19 protein-coding genes are annotated in these 16,282 nt (G+C 31.1%); 3 read left to right on the top strand and 16 right to left on the bottom strand.

Features of this window, described 5'->3' with window-relative positions; all coding sequences use genetic code 11:
* Positions 1-168: 168 nt before the first annotated feature.
* Positions 169-768 carry a nitroreductase family protein gene (locus T335_RS0104775; RefSeq protein WP_026476519.1) on the top strand — a complete coding sequence of 200 codons (600 nt, stop codon included), beginning with the start codon at positions 169-171 and terminating at the stop codon, positions 766-768.
* 115 nt (positions 769-883) lie between these two features.
* Here T335_RS0104775 and T335_RS21910 read toward each other — a convergent pair whose 3' ends face one another.
* From T335_RS21910 to T335_RS0104725, 10 genes are all read right to left on the bottom strand, one after another.
* Complete coding sequence (locus tag T335_RS21910; protein WP_084280988.1) at positions 884-1,042, bottom strand: DUF1540 domain-containing protein; 159 nt, start codon at positions 1,040-1,042, stop codon at positions 884-886.
* A gap of 203 nt (positions 1,043-1,245) precedes the next feature.
* On the bottom strand, positions 1,246-1,944 hold the full coding sequence (locus T335_RS0104765; RefSeq protein ID WP_026476518.1) for a pirin family protein: 699 nt from the start codon (positions 1,942-1,944) through the stop codon (positions 1,246-1,248).
* Positions 1,945-2,105: 161 nt separating this feature from the next.
* Entirely contained in the window at positions 2,106-2,606 is a 501-nt protein-coding gene (locus tag T335_RS0104760) for a GNAT family N-acetyltransferase (protein ID WP_330371188.1), read from the bottom strand.
* A gap of 220 nt (positions 2,607-2,826) precedes the next feature.
* A complete protein-coding gene (locus T335_RS22190; RefSeq protein ID WP_156943629.1) occupies positions 2,827-2,988 on the bottom strand; it encodes a hypothetical protein in 162 nt (53 codons plus the stop codon).
* A 42-nt stretch (positions 2,989-3,030) separates the two neighbouring features.
* Positions 3,031-4,356: a tetratricopeptide repeat protein gene (locus tag T335_RS0104750; RefSeq protein ID WP_026476516.1), complete on the bottom strand. Its 1,326-nt coding sequence runs from the start codon at positions 4,354-4,356 to the stop codon at positions 3,031-3,033.
* A gap of 333 nt (positions 4,357-4,689) precedes the next feature.
* On the bottom strand, positions 4,690-5,907 hold the full coding sequence (locus T335_RS0104745) for a helix-turn-helix domain-containing protein (RefSeq protein ID WP_026476515.1): 1,218 nt from the start codon (positions 5,905-5,907) through the stop codon (positions 4,690-4,692).
* 268 nt (positions 5,908-6,175) lie between these two features.
* On the bottom strand, positions 6,176-7,045 hold the full coding sequence (locus tag T335_RS0104740; protein ID WP_242837248.1) for a metallophosphoesterase: 870 nt from the start codon (positions 7,043-7,045) through the stop codon (positions 6,176-6,178).
* A gap of 102 nt (positions 7,046-7,147) precedes the next feature.
* Complete coding sequence (locus T335_RS0104735; RefSeq protein WP_242837247.1) at positions 7,148-8,038, bottom strand: DegV family protein; 891 nt, start codon at positions 8,036-8,038, stop codon at positions 7,148-7,150.
* Positions 8,039-8,247: 209 nt separating this feature from the next.
* Positions 8,248-9,261, bottom strand: coding sequence for a hypothetical protein (locus tag T335_RS19890; RefSeq protein WP_051569140.1), 1,014 nt, complete (start codon positions 9,259-9,261; stop codon positions 8,248-8,250).
* The gene (locus T335_RS0104725; RefSeq protein ID WP_026476512.1) at positions 9,262-9,612 is read right to left on the bottom strand and encodes a PadR family transcriptional regulator; all 351 of its coding nucleotides are present in this window, start codon (positions 9,610-9,612) and stop codon (positions 9,262-9,264) included.
* Positions 9,613-9,891: 279 nt separating this feature from the next.
* Here T335_RS0104725 and T335_RS0104720 point away from each other — a divergent pair, with 279 nt between their 5' ends.
* The gene (locus T335_RS0104720; RefSeq protein ID WP_026476511.1) at positions 9,892-10,158 is read left to right on the top strand and encodes a YciI family protein; all 267 of its coding nucleotides are present in this window, start codon (positions 9,892-9,894) and stop codon (positions 10,156-10,158) included.
* Positions 10,159-10,334: 176 nt separating this feature from the next.
* Here T335_RS0104720 and T335_RS0104715 read toward each other — a convergent pair whose 3' ends face one another.
* The 6 genes from T335_RS0104715 to T335_RS0104690 form a co-directional block, all read right to left on the bottom strand.
* Positions 10,335-10,895 carry a GNAT family N-acetyltransferase gene (locus T335_RS0104715; protein WP_026476510.1) on the bottom strand — a complete coding sequence of 187 codons (561 nt, stop codon included), beginning with the start codon at positions 10,893-10,895 and terminating at the stop codon, positions 10,335-10,337.
* A 32-nt stretch (positions 10,896-10,927) separates the two neighbouring features.
* Positions 10,928-11,758, bottom strand: coding sequence for a GNAT family N-acetyltransferase (locus T335_RS0104710; protein ID WP_026476509.1), 831 nt, complete (start codon positions 11,756-11,758; stop codon positions 10,928-10,930).
* A 349-nt stretch (positions 11,759-12,107) separates the two neighbouring features.
* The gene (locus tag T335_RS0104705) at positions 12,108-12,818 is read right to left on the bottom strand and encodes a flavodoxin family protein (RefSeq protein WP_026476508.1); all 711 of its coding nucleotides are present in this window, start codon (positions 12,816-12,818) and stop codon (positions 12,108-12,110) included.
* A 48-nt stretch (positions 12,819-12,866) separates the two neighbouring features.
* Positions 12,867-13,556, bottom strand: coding sequence for a hypothetical protein (locus tag T335_RS0104700; protein WP_026476507.1), 690 nt, complete (start codon positions 13,554-13,556; stop codon positions 12,867-12,869).
* A 293-nt stretch (positions 13,557-13,849) separates the two neighbouring features.
* Complete coding sequence (locus tag T335_RS0104695) at positions 13,850-15,208, bottom strand: FtsW/RodA/SpoVE family cell cycle protein (protein ID WP_242837246.1); 1,359 nt, start codon at positions 15,206-15,208, stop codon at positions 13,850-13,852.
* A complete protein-coding gene (locus tag T335_RS0104690) occupies positions 15,201-15,539 on the bottom strand; it encodes a PadR family transcriptional regulator (protein WP_026476505.1) in 339 nt (112 codons plus the stop codon). The genes T335_RS0104695 and T335_RS0104690 overlap by 8 nt, the downstream gene beginning before the upstream one ends.
* Positions 15,540-15,814: 275 nt before the next feature.
* On the opposite strand from T335_RS0104690, the gene T335_RS0104685 reads away from it, so the two are divergent.
* Positions 15,815-16,276 (top strand): 8-oxo-dGTP diphosphatase, encoded by a 462-nt coding sequence (locus T335_RS0104685; RefSeq protein WP_026476504.1) that lies wholly within the window; start codon positions 15,815-15,817, stop codon positions 16,274-16,276.
* Positions 16,277-16,282 lie beyond the last annotated feature (6 nt).

The following is a 16,282-nucleotide window of genomic DNA, read 5'->3' as shown; positions in this document are numbered from 1 at the left end:
TGCTTCTTATATCTATATAAAAAAAATATTTAAATGAGTTATCTCTTCTTATTACTTTTAATATATTTAATATATGTCTTTAACTAATGGAAAATAGTTGTTTATTCCATTATTATTTAGGTAAAAATAGAAAAGGAAAAAATAAAACTTGAACGGAGGCGTATAAAAATGACTATAGATTTTAGAACAGCCCTTGAAAAAAGACGTAGTATTTATAGTATCAGCAAAGAATCTCCAATATCTGATGATAAAATTATAGAAATTGTTAACCATTCAGTAAAATACACACCTAGTGCTTTTAATTCTCAAAGTGCAAGAGTTGTGATCTTATTTGGAGAAGAGCATAATAAGTTATGGGATATTACAATGGAAGCATTGCGTAAAATTGTATCTGCTGAGAATTTTCCTCAAACAGAAAGTAAAATTAATTCCTTTAAAGCAGGGTATGGTTCGGTACTATTTTTTGAAGATGAAAGTGTTATTAAAGGATTACAAGCCCAGTTTTCCTCTTACAAAGATAATTTCCCTATATGGTCTCAACAATCTTCAGGTATGCTTCAATTTAATGTATGGACATCACTAGAGCTTGAAGGTTTGGGGGCTTCATTACAACACTATAATCCTTTAATAGATGATGATGTAAGAGAACAATGGAAAATACCAGCCCATTGGAGGCTAGTTGCACAATTACCCTTTGGAAAACCCACTGAGGCAGCAGGAGATAAGAATTTTATTCCTGTTGAAGACAGAGTTAAAGTTTTTAGGTAAAGGCTTATATAGCAAAATCTATAAAAAGATAAGTTAATTAATAAATATTAACTAGTAACTATAAAACCTCTTAAGGTACTTAGTCTGTACCTTAAGAGGTTTTTATAGATATTAACTATTCAGCTTCAAAACTTCCACAATCTGTAGCTTCTTGACTTGTGGCTCTATTCGAATGTTTTACTACGTTGATATGATCTAAACTACAGAAAGAGTCATCTTTTGCATGGTATTTACATTCATTAACTGTACAGCCTATGCTTTTATTTATTTTCATAATTAAACCCTCCTAGTAATAAAATTTTAAAAGACTTTGTACTTTAATCGACGCTGGATTTGTACTGAAATCTTCCTAATTATTATTTGTAAAGGGGCAATTTTTATCCTGTAAAATAGTTATAAGTTTCATACTATTTTTGTATTTTTTACATTAAAAAGGAACTGCAATTACACAGTTCTTTTTTAATGTATCTTCAATTACTATTGCTTTGCCATCTCTATTAGGATGAAATGTGAGGTTTCATCTGCCATAATTTTAATATCTTCTTCGTAAATTTCTAAAGCATCCCTTGTTTCTAATTTAATGTTATTAATAGTTGAATTTCCTTCTATTTGTACCAAGTATGCCTGTCGGTTTTCTTTTACTGGAAAGTCTATTTCCTTCCCTTGATCTAACTCAATTACATAAAAATTAGTATCCTGATTAATTTTAATAGGTGCACTACCATTTTTATCTGAAATAATATGCAACCATTTATTTTTTCTCTCATCCCATTCAAATTTTTGGTCTCCATAATTTGGCGTGTGGTCCTTTGCATCTGGTAAAATCCAAATTTGTAAACTTCTTATTGGTTCATCCTCAAGATTATGTTCACTATGGAAGACACCTGTACCGGCACTCATATACTGAACTTGACCTCTAGTTATGGAGCTTTTGTTTCCCATACTATCTTCATGGGTTAGTTTCCCTTCTATAATATAGGTTATAATCTCCATATCTCTATGGGGATGAGTATCAAATCCTGTTTTAGGAGCAATAATATCATCATTAAATACTCTCAATACTCCAAATTTTTTATTATTGGGGTCATAGTAATCTCCAAAGGAAAAATGAAATAACGCTTGCAACCAATCTAAATTATTTCTTCCCATTTTTCCATGTTCTTTTTTCTTTAACATCAAATTCGCCCTCCTTATTCTAATAGGTATAGTATCCACCTAGATCGTTTATTTAATGTGATTTAAACATTCACTTTAAATCTTCTTGCTTATTTAATACCCATTAAGTGGAGGATTACAAACATTTAGACTAAATTTTTTTTACATGAAGAAAATATAGTCTATTCAATTATTAATAATGCCATAATTAAGGTATCTCGATAAGAACCATCGGACATTTTTTTATCTTTAACGAGATATCCTTCTTTCTGAAACCCATATTTTTCATACATTTGAATTGCTCTTTCATTTTTAGTATCTACTTCTAGTGTCACTTTTTCAATTTTCTTTTCTTTACACCATTGTAGCATCGTATTTAATAGGGCTTTTCCAATCCCTCTACCCCAATAGTCCTTTTTTAAGGCTACACCAAATTGCCCTTTATGGCTATATCGTTTATTAGTTGGTACTGTAAAACCTAAGGTGCCAACAATCTCTCCATCTAGAGTTGCTTTAATTAATATATTTTTCTCTGTTTCTATCACGCTTGAAATAAAATTCTTTTCAGCATCAATTCCAAGACTAAATTCACCAGGTTCTCTAATCAAAAAATCCGTTTCTGTATCTAACCTTTTAATTAATTCTATGACTTCTTCGGAATCTTGTACTTCTAAACTACCGATCTCTACTTGTCCGTTTTTAATTTGAATTGTTTTGGAGGTATGTATGCCATTTGGTATTCTCCTTAAAGTTTATTTTATCTTAAATGTTTAATTTACATTATTAATTTTTATTTGAAAAAAACGTCAGATATGGGGGTGCCATAGTCTGACGTTATAGTTTATTGGATATTAAAAAAACAGATAGTTTATTAATTATAGATAAACACTTTATTAGCTATTTCTAATGTTCATATGGAAACGGGTCGCCACCTAGTATTGTAACCTCTCCTCCACCAACAGGGTTACTGTCGTTTAGTTGTACGTTCATTAGAATACTACTAGAGCTCGTTACTAATAAAGCACAAATCGTTACTGCAGCTAATAAACCTCTTAATTTTTTCATTATAATACCTCCTAGATAATTTATATTTTCTATTAAAACTTACTACATAGCTAAATAATCTGTTCTTGTTTTGCTAATATATTCAATTGCTCTATCAGTTTCACCGAGTCTACAATATACCTCTGCGTAAAAACTATATAGATCTTTTTCTTCTGTCTTAATATCATGTTGTTGCATAAACGTTTCAGAATTATTTAAATGGTATAGAACACTATTATAATCTCTATTCTCAAGAAAAGTTTGTATTAATGCAAATTGGAACTTGATAATCATTTCATTATCTAATAAATTTTTAGATAAAATTAATCCTTCATTTAAAGTACATATAGCTTCATCATATTTTTTTAATATAAACTGACACTTTGCTTGAACTAGTAGCCCTCTAGGTATATATCTTGGAGCTATATCATCTTTCATTTTTAAAGCTTCTTCCATACACGCTAATGCCGCTCCATCCTTCCCTTGTTCTTGATATAGCGTTGCATAATTATCATATACTAAGAACAATAGATTCTTATCTATATCCTCTTCCATAGAGAGTAATCTATCATAAATTCTAGTAGCTTTTTCATAGTTTCTAATATCTCTATAGGTGTTTCCCTCTGCTAAAAGAATCTCATCGCTTATTTTCTTATAAATCGAATGAGCACTACCAAGTTCTTTAAATAAATTAATATATTTAAGAGCCATATCAAACTGATTTAATTTTCGATAAGATAAAACTAAATTTGCAAGACTTTCAATAATTAGTCTTTCACTATTTTCTATATTATTTTCAATCACAGTGTCATAGGATTTAAGATAGTAATTTAATGCTTGATCAATCCTCATAAGCATATGATTACATGTACCCATCAAATTATAAATTCTAGCAACTTGATAATGATCTTTTACTTGTAGGTAGTATGGTAGTGCATCGGAATAATCTTTTAAGGCTTCCACATATTGAAATGTTTTATAGTAGAGTCTCCCCCTTAAAACAATAAGTTCCATTTCCTCAGGGGTTAAATCCCACTCTTTAGTTATACCTAACAACTTATCAAAATATGGCATTATCAGCTTTGCATCTACCTTCCCCGAATCTATTATAGATTGTAGATGTTTAATTTCTTCTTTTACTTCTCTACATACCCTCTGTCCTTCAGTCTCCATCAGCTCTTCTGGTGTAATTTTTCTGTTCATGGCTTCATAATAGGTATTAAGCTTATTAGCTATTATTTTTGCTACAGAAGGGGTTAAACCTCTCTTATTCTTTTCGATCATACTTATTAAACTTTTCGAGACTGCTTCATTAGCAAGGTCATCTTGTGTTAATCCTAACTCGACTCGTAGCTTTTTAACTCTTTCACCGGGTGTTAATACTTCCACTTACACCAATCCCCTTTCCCTACAAATGCTTTGTAAATTCAAATTAGCATGTTAACCAAAGTAATTTAGAAAGTGCATATCTGTTAGGCTATTTGTCCTACTTTTAATAATACACTAAATATTAACACAATTCAATGATTTTTCGTGTATGTTGTAAATTTTTTTAGGATTGGTTTTATACAATATTTCATACTATTAAAGAAATAATTAAATATTAAGTAAGTAACTTATCTAAACTTCGCTTAACTATATTTATGCTTTTAGAAGTACTCATATTCTTGTTTTAATATTTTTTAACTAATAACTTCATTACTTTACTCAGAATCATCTTATTTACCCCTGATTCCGCATAAAACCTTCAATATTCTGTAAATGAGCGCAAGCCCTTTCAAAGTCATTTTGCTCTATGTAAATTTCTAGTAGCTTAGATTGAAAATCTATTATTTTTTCTCGATCAGCAAATCTTGTTGAAAGATCTAATCCATCTTTAAGTGACATTATTGCCCGCTCTACGTCATTTAACATTAGATAGTACCTTGTTTGAACTATTAATGCCACTGGCAAATATACTTTTTCAATATTATCTTTTAATTGTAAGGCTTGTTCGATATATACTAATGCTTTGTCTATTTTTCCTTGTTGTTCATACATTAGAGAGTAATTCTCGTATGCTAAAAATAGTATGCTATCATCCAATTCATCTTTTAGGGCCAACAATTTATCATAAGTTTTTTTAGCTTTATCGTAATTTCGTAAATCTCGGTATATATTAGCTTCAACTAGTATTATTTCTTTTGAAAGATATTTAAAGAACGCTGGGTTTGTACTATCAATTTCTTGCAGTTCCTTAAAGCTATTTATATAATAAATAGCTCTATCATATTTCAGTAATTTTTTATTACATAAAATTAAATTATATAACGATTGAAGCATAACCTTATCATTTTCAAAATTATTTTCATTTATTAAATTGTATGATTTCTGGTAATAATTAAGGGCTTGATCCATCCTAAAAAGTTTGTGATTACAACAGCCCATCAAATTATACACTCTTGCTATCTGATAGTAATCTTCTGTTTGTATATAATAAGGCAATATATCGGAATAGTCTTTTAATGCCTCTTCATATTGAAAGGTTAAATAGTTTAGTCTTCCCCGCAATAATATCAGACTCATCATTTCATGGTTGAGATTCCACTTTTTTGCGGTTGCCATTAGCTTTTCGAAGTAAGGGGTTGCAATCTTTATATCTATGTCATCGGACTCTAAAAGTTCTTGGAAATGGGCTATATCTTCTTGTAATTCCCTCTTTGCCTTTTCGGCTTCTGTTTCCATTAATTCTTCAGGTGTGATTTTTCTACCGATCATTTCAAAGTATGTATTTAACTTATTTGCTATTACAACAGCTACTGGATAAGTTAAGTTTCTTTTATTTTTTTCAATCATGCTTATTAAAGCTTTAGAAACCTCATCATTTGCCAGGTCTTCTTGTCTTAGTCCTAGTTGTGTTCTTAGTCTTCTTATTCGTTCTCCTGGTGTTTTTACTTCCATTATCAAATTAGCTCCTTTCGCCTCTTTTCGATTCGCTTTTTTAAGTAATCATTCATTATTTTAGGGCATTGTAATCCCTTTACGTTTATAATCTAATTTAATATAGTTTAAATTATATGTTTTTTCAGTATGTTTAAAATTCTACAAGTTCTGAAAAAAACCTCTCTTAAATTTATTAATTTAGTATTAAAAATAAAGAAAAATAACCTTCCTTTTCATATATTTACGAAAAATTGAAGGTTATGAACAAAAATATCCGATTATCATTTTATTTCATCAATTGAACAACAATGATTTCTGGTCTATTAAATAATCTTTGAGGAAAAAGACTATTTCCCAGTCCTCTACTTACAACTAAGTTTGAGTTTCCTTCTGTATATACACCTTCAGTATACTGGGGCAAAATCCCTTGACCTGGAGCAACTAATCCTCCGATAAAGGGTAGTCTTATCTGTCCCCCATGGGCATGACCAGAAAAAGTTACGTTAATATCATTTTCTATATAGAGGTGAAACAGTTCTGGCCTATGGGATAACAATATTTTAAAACCATCTTCCTGTAATCCGTTGGTTATATGGTCTAACATTCCCTCCGAAGACACAAATGTTCGGTCGATAGCATAACCGAATAGTGGATCATCTAGTCCAATAATATAAATCATCTCTCCATTAACTTCTATTATTTCAGCAGTATTTCTTAGTACCTTAACACCAACATCTAATAACTGTTTCTCTAAAGATGGAAAGTTTCCCGATCCGGCCTCATGGTTTCCATTAACATAATAAATGTCTGCTACAGGTATCAATTGTTTCATCAGCTCAATACTGGCTTCTTCCTTATAACGTCTGCTGTCTATTAGGTCTCCAGTAAAAACAATTAAATCAGGTTTAGCCTTTTTTATTTTCTCAACCAAGTATTTCTGTTTTTTACCAAAGGCTTTGCCATGTAAATCTGATAAATGTACAATTTTATAGCCATTAAAAGCTTCTGGCAGTTGTTCAGATTCAATAGATATTCTTGTTATTGAAATCATATTATTTTGCTGATATAAAAAAGCAAGCAGTCCTAATAATAGCAGTAGTGGGATTAAGATTTTCTTTTTACTTTTTCTTTTCATAATCGACTCTATCCTATTCATATTATTAATCCTCTTTCATTTTTCCATTGTCTAACTCTAATAAAATAGTCTATATATTAATAGAGAACATGTACTTAAATAATACACGTTCTCCATAATACATTAATCTCTACCTTCACCAAAGAAAACTAAACAAATTACTCCAGCCCCAGTATGACTTCCTATTGTAGGTCCTATATAATTAATTATTACATCTTTAACCTTCACTTCATTTAGAATAATTTCCTTTAAGCTTTCTGTTTCTGTTAAACAGTCTCCATGACTAATAAAAATTGTCTGATCTTCAGGGTTAACAATTCTAGCTTTTAATTCATCTGCTAATGCTTTAATTGCTTTCTTTCTACCTCTAACCTTTTTAGACATCCTCAGTCTGCCTTCATCGTCCATATTTAGAACGGGCTTTACTTCCAACAACGTACCGATAGCAGCACTTGTAGCAGAAATTCTACCACCTCTTTTTAAATGATCTAGGCTATCCACAGTAAACCAGTGGTTAAGCTTAAGCTTATTTGCTTCAATCCAGTTTACAATCTCAGCTTTAGTCTTTCCTTCCTTAAGCATCTGACAAGCATAAAAAACTAGTGAGCCTAATCCAACTGCAGCACTTCTAGTATCAATAACACTAATATCTGCATTTGTATTTTCTTCTGATATAATTTTTCTAGCCATTTCTGCATTTTCAAAGGTTTTACTTAAGGCTGATGAAAAGCCTATATAAATAATAGAATAACCCTCTTCTATGTATTTTTTGAAGGTCTCTTCAAATATATATGAGTTTATTTGAGAAGTTGAAGCCATTTTTCCTTTTCTAATCTCATCAAAAAAATCTTTGTAGCTTAAGGATTCGCCAAAGTTATCTTGATACTCTTCTTCTCCTAATAAAAATGTAAAAGGTATTACATGTACATCATTTTCCTTAACAAAGTCTAATGTTAAGTCGCAGCATGAGTCCGTAATAATTTTAGTTTTAATAAATACCCCTCCTTTTTTCACTAATCTTTAACTAATAATTGGTTCCCCCACTAAATCTATCTATGTCATTGGATTAGCCTTTTTTATATTCTATCATTTTTTCCTTAGGCTTGAAACTATCTTTTGAAATATAAGGAAAAATAAATAGCCTATAGATAAATTGTTATTCACTACAGGCTATTTTCATCTCTATTAATTATATTTCATCTCTATTAATTATATTGTAAAAACTACAGGGTCTTTTGATATCTAGCATTATACTTTAGTCCTTTATATAAGGCCGAAACAATATCGATCCCACTTATGATGGTTATTATTGTAATGGCTATATTTCTAATCTGTAAATAATCGAACTCTTTACTAATAAAATTAAGATTAAGATTTTCCGTCAACTCTACTAAAAAACTGCCATTCCATACTTGAGCATTATACAGTAGGACAATTATTAAACCCAATGAAATAACACTTAAAATTGAATATAATATTGACAACTGAAGAGTCCACTTCCCATATACCAGTTTTAAAACCTCCTTTAGCATACTAACACTGAAAATGCCCAGTATAATAAAACCAAAGCTTCTTAAGGTTTCAATATTAAACATCGAGATAACAACTGGTTCTTCTCCCCTTGAAATGTGGGCAACACCTATTAATTGAGGTGTAAAATAGAAAAGAACTAAAAAAACTACAGAGAATATCATACCTAAAATAGGTTCCATTGGTGGAATTTTATCACCCTTCTGAGGGACAGGCGGAAGATCTTTGGGATTCCAATCACCTTTATCTTCAAGCTGCTCTGTTGTATTAATTCCTTTATATTCTGCAATGGCAAACCCTAAAGTTACCCACGAAAAAGCCTGTAGTGAAGCAGAAAACAAAGACCCTATATAGCGTGGTATGGTTTTTGCAAAGTCTAGATCTAAAGATAGAATAACACCTACTCCTGTGGCAATTGTAATTCCTAAAAAAACTGCCCCTAAAACTATCTTAAGTACATTTACATAATTATTAAAGTTACTTGGACCAATTAAATATCTCTTTCTATCCAGATACTTTTCCGCTAATAGATCTGGATCTCCTAACTCTAATAATACTTTATTTATCTTACTTTCGTCTGGCTCTTCTGGTGAATAAGCTTCCATCATGTCTTCAATAAGTGTCCTGATTTCTTTTTCAATATCTTCTCTTTGCTTTTCAGGTAATTTACTTACAACTGCATAGACGTATCGATCTACTAAATTCATTTACTCACCCTTCTTTCCAATAAAATTTTCCATTGACCTAGATATCTCATGCCACTGATGGCATAATTTCTGGTATATTCTTTTACCTCCGTTACTTAATTCGTAGTATTTTCTTGGCTTTGATCCTTCTGTATTCCAATTGCTAATTAAAATTTCTTGTTTCTCTAACCTTCTTAATAAAGGGTATAGGGTCCCTGGGTCTATCGTCATTCCCTTTTCTTCTAAAGCAACAACTAGGGAATATCCATACTGAGGCTCTTCTAGCTGGCTTAGGACGCAAAGTATAATGGTTCCCCTTCTTAGTTCTTGTATCAACCCCTCAAGCACCTGTTCTTCTTTATTTAAGTCCATTAACTCACCTCCTAATGATATTATACTGTATGTCACACACTATTGTAAACATTTTATTATTGTATTAAATAAAATATTTTAAAATATTCTATCATCATTCTTATGTTTTTATTTTTTAGATTAGGAAATTGCATAATCCTATAACTATTTTTAAAGTAATTATGCATTTTCTTTATTTACCTCAATAACTTTTTCATAGCTATCTATATTTTAGATTGAATTTTCTGTTAATGTTAGATACAATCTAACAAAAGGAAGTTTATTTGAGGAGGAATGTTAATGCCCTACTATATAGCTTTTTTAGAGACCATTGACCCCGAAAAGGATGCAGAAATTCTAGAAGTTCATAAGGCTTATCTTCAAAAATACATAAACGAAGGAAAAATATATGCTAAAGGCCCCTTTACAGACCACACAGGGGGACTGATCATTTATAAGACTAATTCTTACGAAGAAGCAAAATTAATAGCTGAGAATGACCCCGTCATTAAGGAAAATAGTCGCAAAATGACCTTTAAAGAATGGAAAAGTACTTTACCAGAATAGTAGTTGATAGAAGAATGTTCTAGCAAAATATTTACATTTATAAGTTTTAGAGCTGCTAAAAAATACAGTTTACTGCATAAAAAAACCCCAGAAATTAGATTTCGGGTCTAACTTCTGGGGTGTGTATAGCCTTCTTTAGCAAAAGGTGCTTTTAAATTATTATTTCTAATTCATTTTTATAGATATAGATTCATAATTACTTTATCATCAAAACTTCCCTCTACATTAAAGTACTTATGATATAGCCCGATTTCTTCAAACCCAAACTTCTTATATAACTTGATGGCATCTTGGTTACTAGCTTTAACACCCAAACTTATATTATTAATTAAAGGATGCTCTTTTGCAAATCTAATCAATTCCTCCATCATAAGGCTTCCAATACCTTTTCCCCAGTAAGCTTTTTTAACTGAAATCCCAATTTCACTGTTGTGGGCTATTCTTTTTCGATTAGGACTATTGATATTTGCAACACTTACAATTTCATCATCAATAATCCCCAAAACCAACAACATATTAGCATTTTCATCAATCTTTTCTAGAAAAGCTTTTTCTTCTTCTACCGTTAGGGGAAACTCATCTTTCCCAAATAACAAATTATCACTTTCACCCCCAACAATATTACAGTACCTAACAATCGCTTCTGCATCTTCTACTGTTGGTATTCTGAGTATTAGTTCTTTCTCATTTTTCAGTTTTACTGTTCTTAGGATCTTCATTGAAATATCTTTACCCATACTTCCACTCCTTTTCTTCCTTCATAAACAATCTACTTATTTACTTTAATTTTTACAATTAAATAATCATCATAGTGTTTAAATCCTAATGCACCATAGGCCCTTACTGCTGGTACATTGCTCTTTTTAACTGAGAGGGTTGGTATCTTTCCCTTTGAAATGATGCTATTACATAATTCTGAAACAATTGCTTTACAATACCCCTTACCCCTTTCTTCTTGAAGGGTATATACGCTTCCTATTTGGCTAAATTGTTTTGTGTAGGTTTGTATACAGGCCTGGGCTACAAATTGATCATTAACTTCAAGTAGGATATAACCCTCTTCTGGGCTCTTTTGAAGTAGTATCTTTTTAACCTCTTCTCTCGTTATCCTATGGTTAAATCCCTTTAGTCGAGCCTCTACAACAAAGTCAACAATCGCTTCTCCAAAGTTCTGATCTATATTAATAAAGGCTGCTTCATCTAACTGATAGGGCTTAAAGTCCTTGTTGATATAATATGAACTTTCGTCGCAGGACTCAATTTCTTTATGGTCTTTAATCTGAAAATATAGGGGTTCAACCACCTTTTTCATACCTAATATAATATCAAAGGATCTTTTCTTCATAATTTCTGCAAATAAAGGTAAGGCTCCCTCTTCTTCATAATGGGGAATACAACTTCCAAGATTATAAAAAGGTAATATTCCCTTCAGTTCTTCTCCAGAGAAATACCCATAATAATCTGCACATCGTCTAATCTCTGGGTTATTATCAACTCCAAATTCAATTACATTTCCATACAAGAAGGATGTTTCAATCTCATTTCTTCCAAGGTATGCTAGTATTGCTTCTTTGTCTTTCTGAGTAAGTAATCTAATCATTTTTCCACCTCCTGAAATAAAAAAACAAATAAAAAAACCCCACAAAATCACTCGTAAGAGTGACTCCGTAGGGATATATCCATACGTGTAGGGCTTTTTGCCCCTATGCTGCTCACATTTAATGTTTAAGCATACTCACTTTTTTATGTATTATTACATATATTACCTATACTGTCAATATGTATTGGTAAATTAATTATATTCTTATTGTTTCATTGTTTTATTGTTTCATAGACTTATTGATTTATTGATTTATTGATTGATTTGTTGTTAAATTGTCTTATTGATATACTTGTTTATGCTTTTTCAAAGTATATTTTATAATATAACTTTTGATATTATTCTACACCTAATATGGCTTTGTTTTCTCCAACCAACCATGATTAGACCAATATTGTTTATCAACATTGGTGTCTTCGTAATTTTTAATCATTCTTTTAATCATTGTAAACATTAACTTTGTAAATAGTCTACTTCTTAAATTATTTCTATTTTGTGTTGTATGATAAAATTTTCTAGCTTTTTTTATCAACTTTTTTTCAATTTTACGTTTCTTATCTTTGTTAATATCCTCCCAGCTAGATGCAGCAACTGATACCCCAAATTGATAGGTCTTCTTTACACCCATATAGTCTAGTGCTTTTTTCATTGTCTTATTAGTTCTACTTGTACCTGTTCCTGCAGCTGTAGAAATGACAAAGCCAACCTTAGAAAACATTTCGGGATGGGGCCTATGGGGAATCCACATAAAGCATAGGTGATCAATTAAGGTTTTCATTGCACCAGAAACGTCAAGTCCATAAACGGGTGATGCCATAATTATACCATCAGCTTCTATTAAGGAAGTAATAATCGGTGAAACCTGCTTGCTGTGGGGGCATAGGGTTTCTCCTCTTATGATACAGTTAAAACATCCTAGACATAGCTCTGATAGATCCTTTGGTAGAAAAATTTCCTGAAAACTAACCTCTCCATATTCTAATAATGAGTTCTTTACAACCTCCACGCAATGATAGGTACTCCCTTTTCTATTATTACCATATACGATTGCAACCTTCATTTATACGAGGCCCCCTTTTTGCAAATAACGCTTCTATTTCAAGGAAATCTAATTATAGCTTTTCTTAATTTTATATCCCATTATTATTGATACAATTCCAATAGGAGTGATTAATATGCCACTAAAAATCGTTAAAGAATTTAAAAAGCTATTATTAAGTAATAAACCACTAAAGGCTAAGAGAGATGCTACTGCAGATATTAGTAATAAAACAGCTGCTACTTTCTTAAGGCCCTTTTCTTCTAATAAACTATAAATTAGCAATAGAATACCTACAGCCCACATTGCATAGCCAAATTGATTTAAGAAATAAGCCATAGAATTGACATTTCCAAAGTACCATCTCTCTATATTTTCTAAGACGTTACCCTCAAGTCGTCTTATGAAAATTGTATATTGAGAAATGTAGGAGATACTAATAAGAAAGGTATATAATGTTAAAAAACCACAGCCTACTATCTCCCTTTTGCTATATTTTTCTTTTTTATATTCTTTTTTATATAATTCTAAAAAGACAACGATTAAATAGAAAAAGGTTGGTGCTATAAGGGAGGCAATTATAAAATTAAGTCTGTATATTAAAGTATTTTGTGAGATTAATCTTATTTGCTCTTCAATTGAGCCAGAAACAGCTGATAGCCCCATAAAAATTGGCCATAAGAAAATTACTATTGAATATATAATGCCATTTCGTATTAAATTTTGAGCATGTTTTAACTTTAAATCTTGAGCATCCATCTTTCAAACCTCCTTATAGTGGTATTTTAATTTAATTAAATTGATTCTTAAATATTATTAATATTCTTCTTTTTGGAAATATGGACTAAAAAGCCCTACAGAATTCTATTTAAGAGTAACTCTGAAGGGTTAATTTTACTAACTTTTTATGTATTATTACATATATTTTCCATGTTGTCAATATATTCCTTTACTTCTATCAGGAAATTATTCTACCTGCTTGATCCTTTATCTACTGAAATTATTAAAATAATTTAACCCCTGACCTGAATAAAAAGATCAGGGGCATTTATTCAGATAATTGAATGTTTTTGTTTTTTAAATGAAACAATGTTCTTTCTTCTATAAATTCCTAAGAATAGTCCTATTAGGCCCATATTTACAATTAAATTAGTACCCCCATAGGATATGAAGGGAAGAGATAGCCCTAAGGTTGGAAACATACCCGTATTCATTAGAATATTAGCTATTGCCTGTAATGAAAATATGGCTATAATTGCAACCCCTAAATGTTTTCCATAGTTGTCTTTTATCTTCTTTGTTGCCACCACCATTCTTAAAATAGCTAAGGCAATGGCTAAAATAGTTACAATTCCCAATAGCCAACCAAAGGCCCCAACGATGTAGGCAAAGATAAAATCGGTACTTACTTCTGGTAATGCTATTCTTGTTACCCCTTGATAGGTAAAATACATATTTTCATTCTTCCCAAGTAAATTAGCGCCCGATATTATTTGTCTTATTAAATAGCCTATATAACCTGCCCCTTGTGGATCTGCACCGGGATTAATAAATACTAACAGTCTAGCCTTTCGATAGGGGCTATTAAAGATATAAAATGTCATTAAAGCTAAAATAAAACTACATCCTCCAAAAATAGTTAGTAAATGCTGTTTTCTATTTCCTTTAAATTCCCTGTTAAAGATTGTTGCTATCATAATGATTAAAAAACCACCAGCTAATAACAGGATTATAGATAATGAATTTTGACTCAATAGGGATATAAAGATAGCAAGAAAGGCAATTCCTGCCACTTTAAATAAGTCTTTAATATTTCCTGACACCCATTTTTTAGCAATACCTGCAAAAGAAATGATAAATAGCGGTAGTGCAACAGATATAACTGCAAAGCTAACCCCGCCTATTACAACGTACTGTGTACCCGCTATACTTCGACCTATTCCTGAACCAATCAATAAAAATGCAATAGTACCTATAAACATCTTTAGGGAATATTTTTCTAATTTAGTGTAGTCGAAGAAATAACATGCTGAAGCTACCCCAAGACCTAATACTAGATGTATAATATATGATCTGCCTATATGACTTAAATTAAGAAGAGAAGCTGGGTCTTTTGCTATAGAAAATAGTGAGAACCCACCTATTAATACCATTGTACCGATTAAGGCTATTATAGACCATTCTGTTACTGGTTTATGGGTTTTATTAAGTTCTTTACCTATTTGGATTGGGTCTCCCATTTGTTCTATGGCTTTTTTTATGGCATCCTGCTCAGATAATCCTTCTTCTATGAATCCTTCTGTCAACTCGTCGATATGACCCTTTATTTCAGTAGAGATATCCTCAACTATAGCTTTATATTTTATTTGTCTGCAAACTTCCTCTATGTAATCATTAATGAAGTTATTCATAGCAGACACCACCCATCACCTTATTTACTGTGTTACTATAAATTTCCCATTCTTTTTGCTTTTCTTTTAATAATTTTCTACCACTATTTGTAATGTGGTAATACTTCCTTTTTCTTGCAGAATTCCCTTCATCCCAATAGGATTCAACCATCCCATTGTTTTCTAGGGCATGGAGAATTGGATACATGGTTCCTTCCTTTAAGGTAAAGGTATGATCCGAACGCTTCTCTAGTTCCTTAACCATTTGATAACCGTACATATCTCCACCACTTAGTAAATTAAGTATCAGCATTGTTGTACTGCCCTTCATTAAGTCCTTATCAATCTTCATCAATATACCTCCTTCATCTATACATCGAATATCTATGTATAGAATATAATATATAGAAAAAATTGTCAAGGGATATGGTGAAATATATTATTATCATTTATAATTATTTTATGTCTTTTTATTTTAATGGCTTGGGGGTATATATCTATAGGCTCTTAAAAACATAGCAGCCTATATCTAAATAAAGATAAGCACTAGCTTTAATACTTAAGTAGCCCCAGAGTTATCATTAATTTTGATATGTAGTTTTTGGAGATAAAAGCAAGGAGGAACCCATGGAGAATGTTATCTTAACTAATATGTGTATGGTGGAGGATGTCGTTAACAACAAGGTACTTGTACTTAATAGAGCAAAAGGAAATTGGAGGGGAATTGTTTTTCCTGGTGGTCATGTAGAACAGGGAGAATCTATTATTGATTCAACTATAAGGGAAATAAAAGAAGAAACTGGACTGACGATTAAAAACTTAAAGGCCTGTGGTATTAAAAACTGGTACGATGAGGATAAAAACCTGCGTTATATCGTCTTCCAATTTAAAACCTCAGATTTTGAAGGGGATCTAATAGAGTCTACCCATGAAGGGGAGGTTTTTTGGACGGATAAGGATAATATTAGAAATTTAACTTCCCCTAAAGGGTTTGAAATGAACTTAGAAGTGATCTTAAATGATGATATTAATGAATGTTATATTATTAAGAATGAAGAAAAAACCGAATGGCAGTATCACTTAAAGTAATACTGC

Source organism: Alkaliphilus transvaalensis ATCC 700919 (assembly GCF_000621485.1).
Lineage (GTDB): Bacteria > Bacillota > Clostridia > Peptostreptococcales > Natronincolaceae > Alkaliphilus > Alkaliphilus transvaalensis.
This window is presented reverse-complemented; position numbering and strand designations above follow the sequence as displayed.

Excerpts from the sequence above, each read along its gene's own strand:
- T335_RS0104775 (WP_026476519.1), top strand. The coding sequence starts at position 169 with ATGACTATAGATTTTAGAACAGCCCTTGAAAAAAGACGTAGTATTTAT.
- T335_RS21910 (WP_084280988.1), bottom strand. The coding sequence starts at position 1,042 with ATGAAAATAAATAAAAGCATAGGCTGTACAGTTAATGAATGTAAATAC.
- T335_RS0104765 (WP_026476518.1), bottom strand. The coding sequence starts at position 1,944 with ATGTTAAAGAAAAAAGAACATGGAAAAATGGGAAGAAATAATTTAGAT.
- T335_RS22190 (WP_156943629.1), bottom strand. The coding sequence starts at position 2,988 with ATGAAAAAATTAAGAGGTTTATTAGCTGCAGTAACGATTTGTGCTTTA.
- T335_RS0104745 (WP_026476515.1), bottom strand. The coding sequence starts at position 5,907 with ATGGAAGTAAAAACACCAGGAGAACGAATAAGAAGACTAAGAACACAA.
- T335_RS0104740 (WP_242837248.1), bottom strand. The coding sequence starts at position 7,045 with ATGAATAGGATAGAGTCGATTATGAAAAGAAAAAGTAAAAAGAAAATC.
- T335_RS19890 (WP_051569140.1), bottom strand. The coding sequence starts at position 9,261 with ATGAATTTAGTAGATCGATACGTCTATGCAGTTGTAAGTAAATTACCT.
- T335_RS0104725 (WP_026476512.1), bottom strand. The coding sequence starts at position 9,612 with ATGGACTTAAATAAAGAAGAACAGGTGCTTGAGGGGTTGATACAAGAA.
- T335_RS0104720 (WP_026476511.1), top strand. The coding sequence starts at position 9,892 with ATGCCCTACTATATAGCTTTTTTAGAGACCATTGACCCCGAAAAGGAT.
- T335_RS0104715 (WP_026476510.1), bottom strand. The coding sequence starts at position 10,895 with ATGGGTAAAGATATTTCAATGAAGATCCTAAGAACAGTAAAACTGAAA.
- T335_RS0104710 (WP_026476509.1), bottom strand. The coding sequence starts at position 11,758 with ATGATTAGATTACTTACTCAGAAAGACAAAGAAGCAATACTAGCATAC.
- T335_RS0104705 (WP_026476508.1), bottom strand. The coding sequence starts at position 12,818 with ATGAAGGTTGCAATCGTATATGGTAATAATAGAAAAGGGAGTACCTAT.
- T335_RS0104700 (WP_026476507.1), bottom strand. The coding sequence starts at position 13,556 with ATGGATGCTCAAGATTTAAAGTTAAAACATGCTCAAAATTTAATACGA.
- T335_RS0104695 (WP_242837246.1), bottom strand. The coding sequence starts at position 15,208 with ATGAATAACTTCATTAATGATTACATAGAGGAAGTTTGCAGACAAATA.
- T335_RS0104690 (WP_026476505.1), bottom strand. The coding sequence starts at position 15,539 with ATGAAGATTGATAAGGACTTAATGAAGGGCAGTACAACAATGCTGATA.
- T335_RS0104685 (WP_026476504.1), top strand. The coding sequence starts at position 15,815 with ATGGAGAATGTTATCTTAACTAATATGTGTATGGTGGAGGATGTCGTT.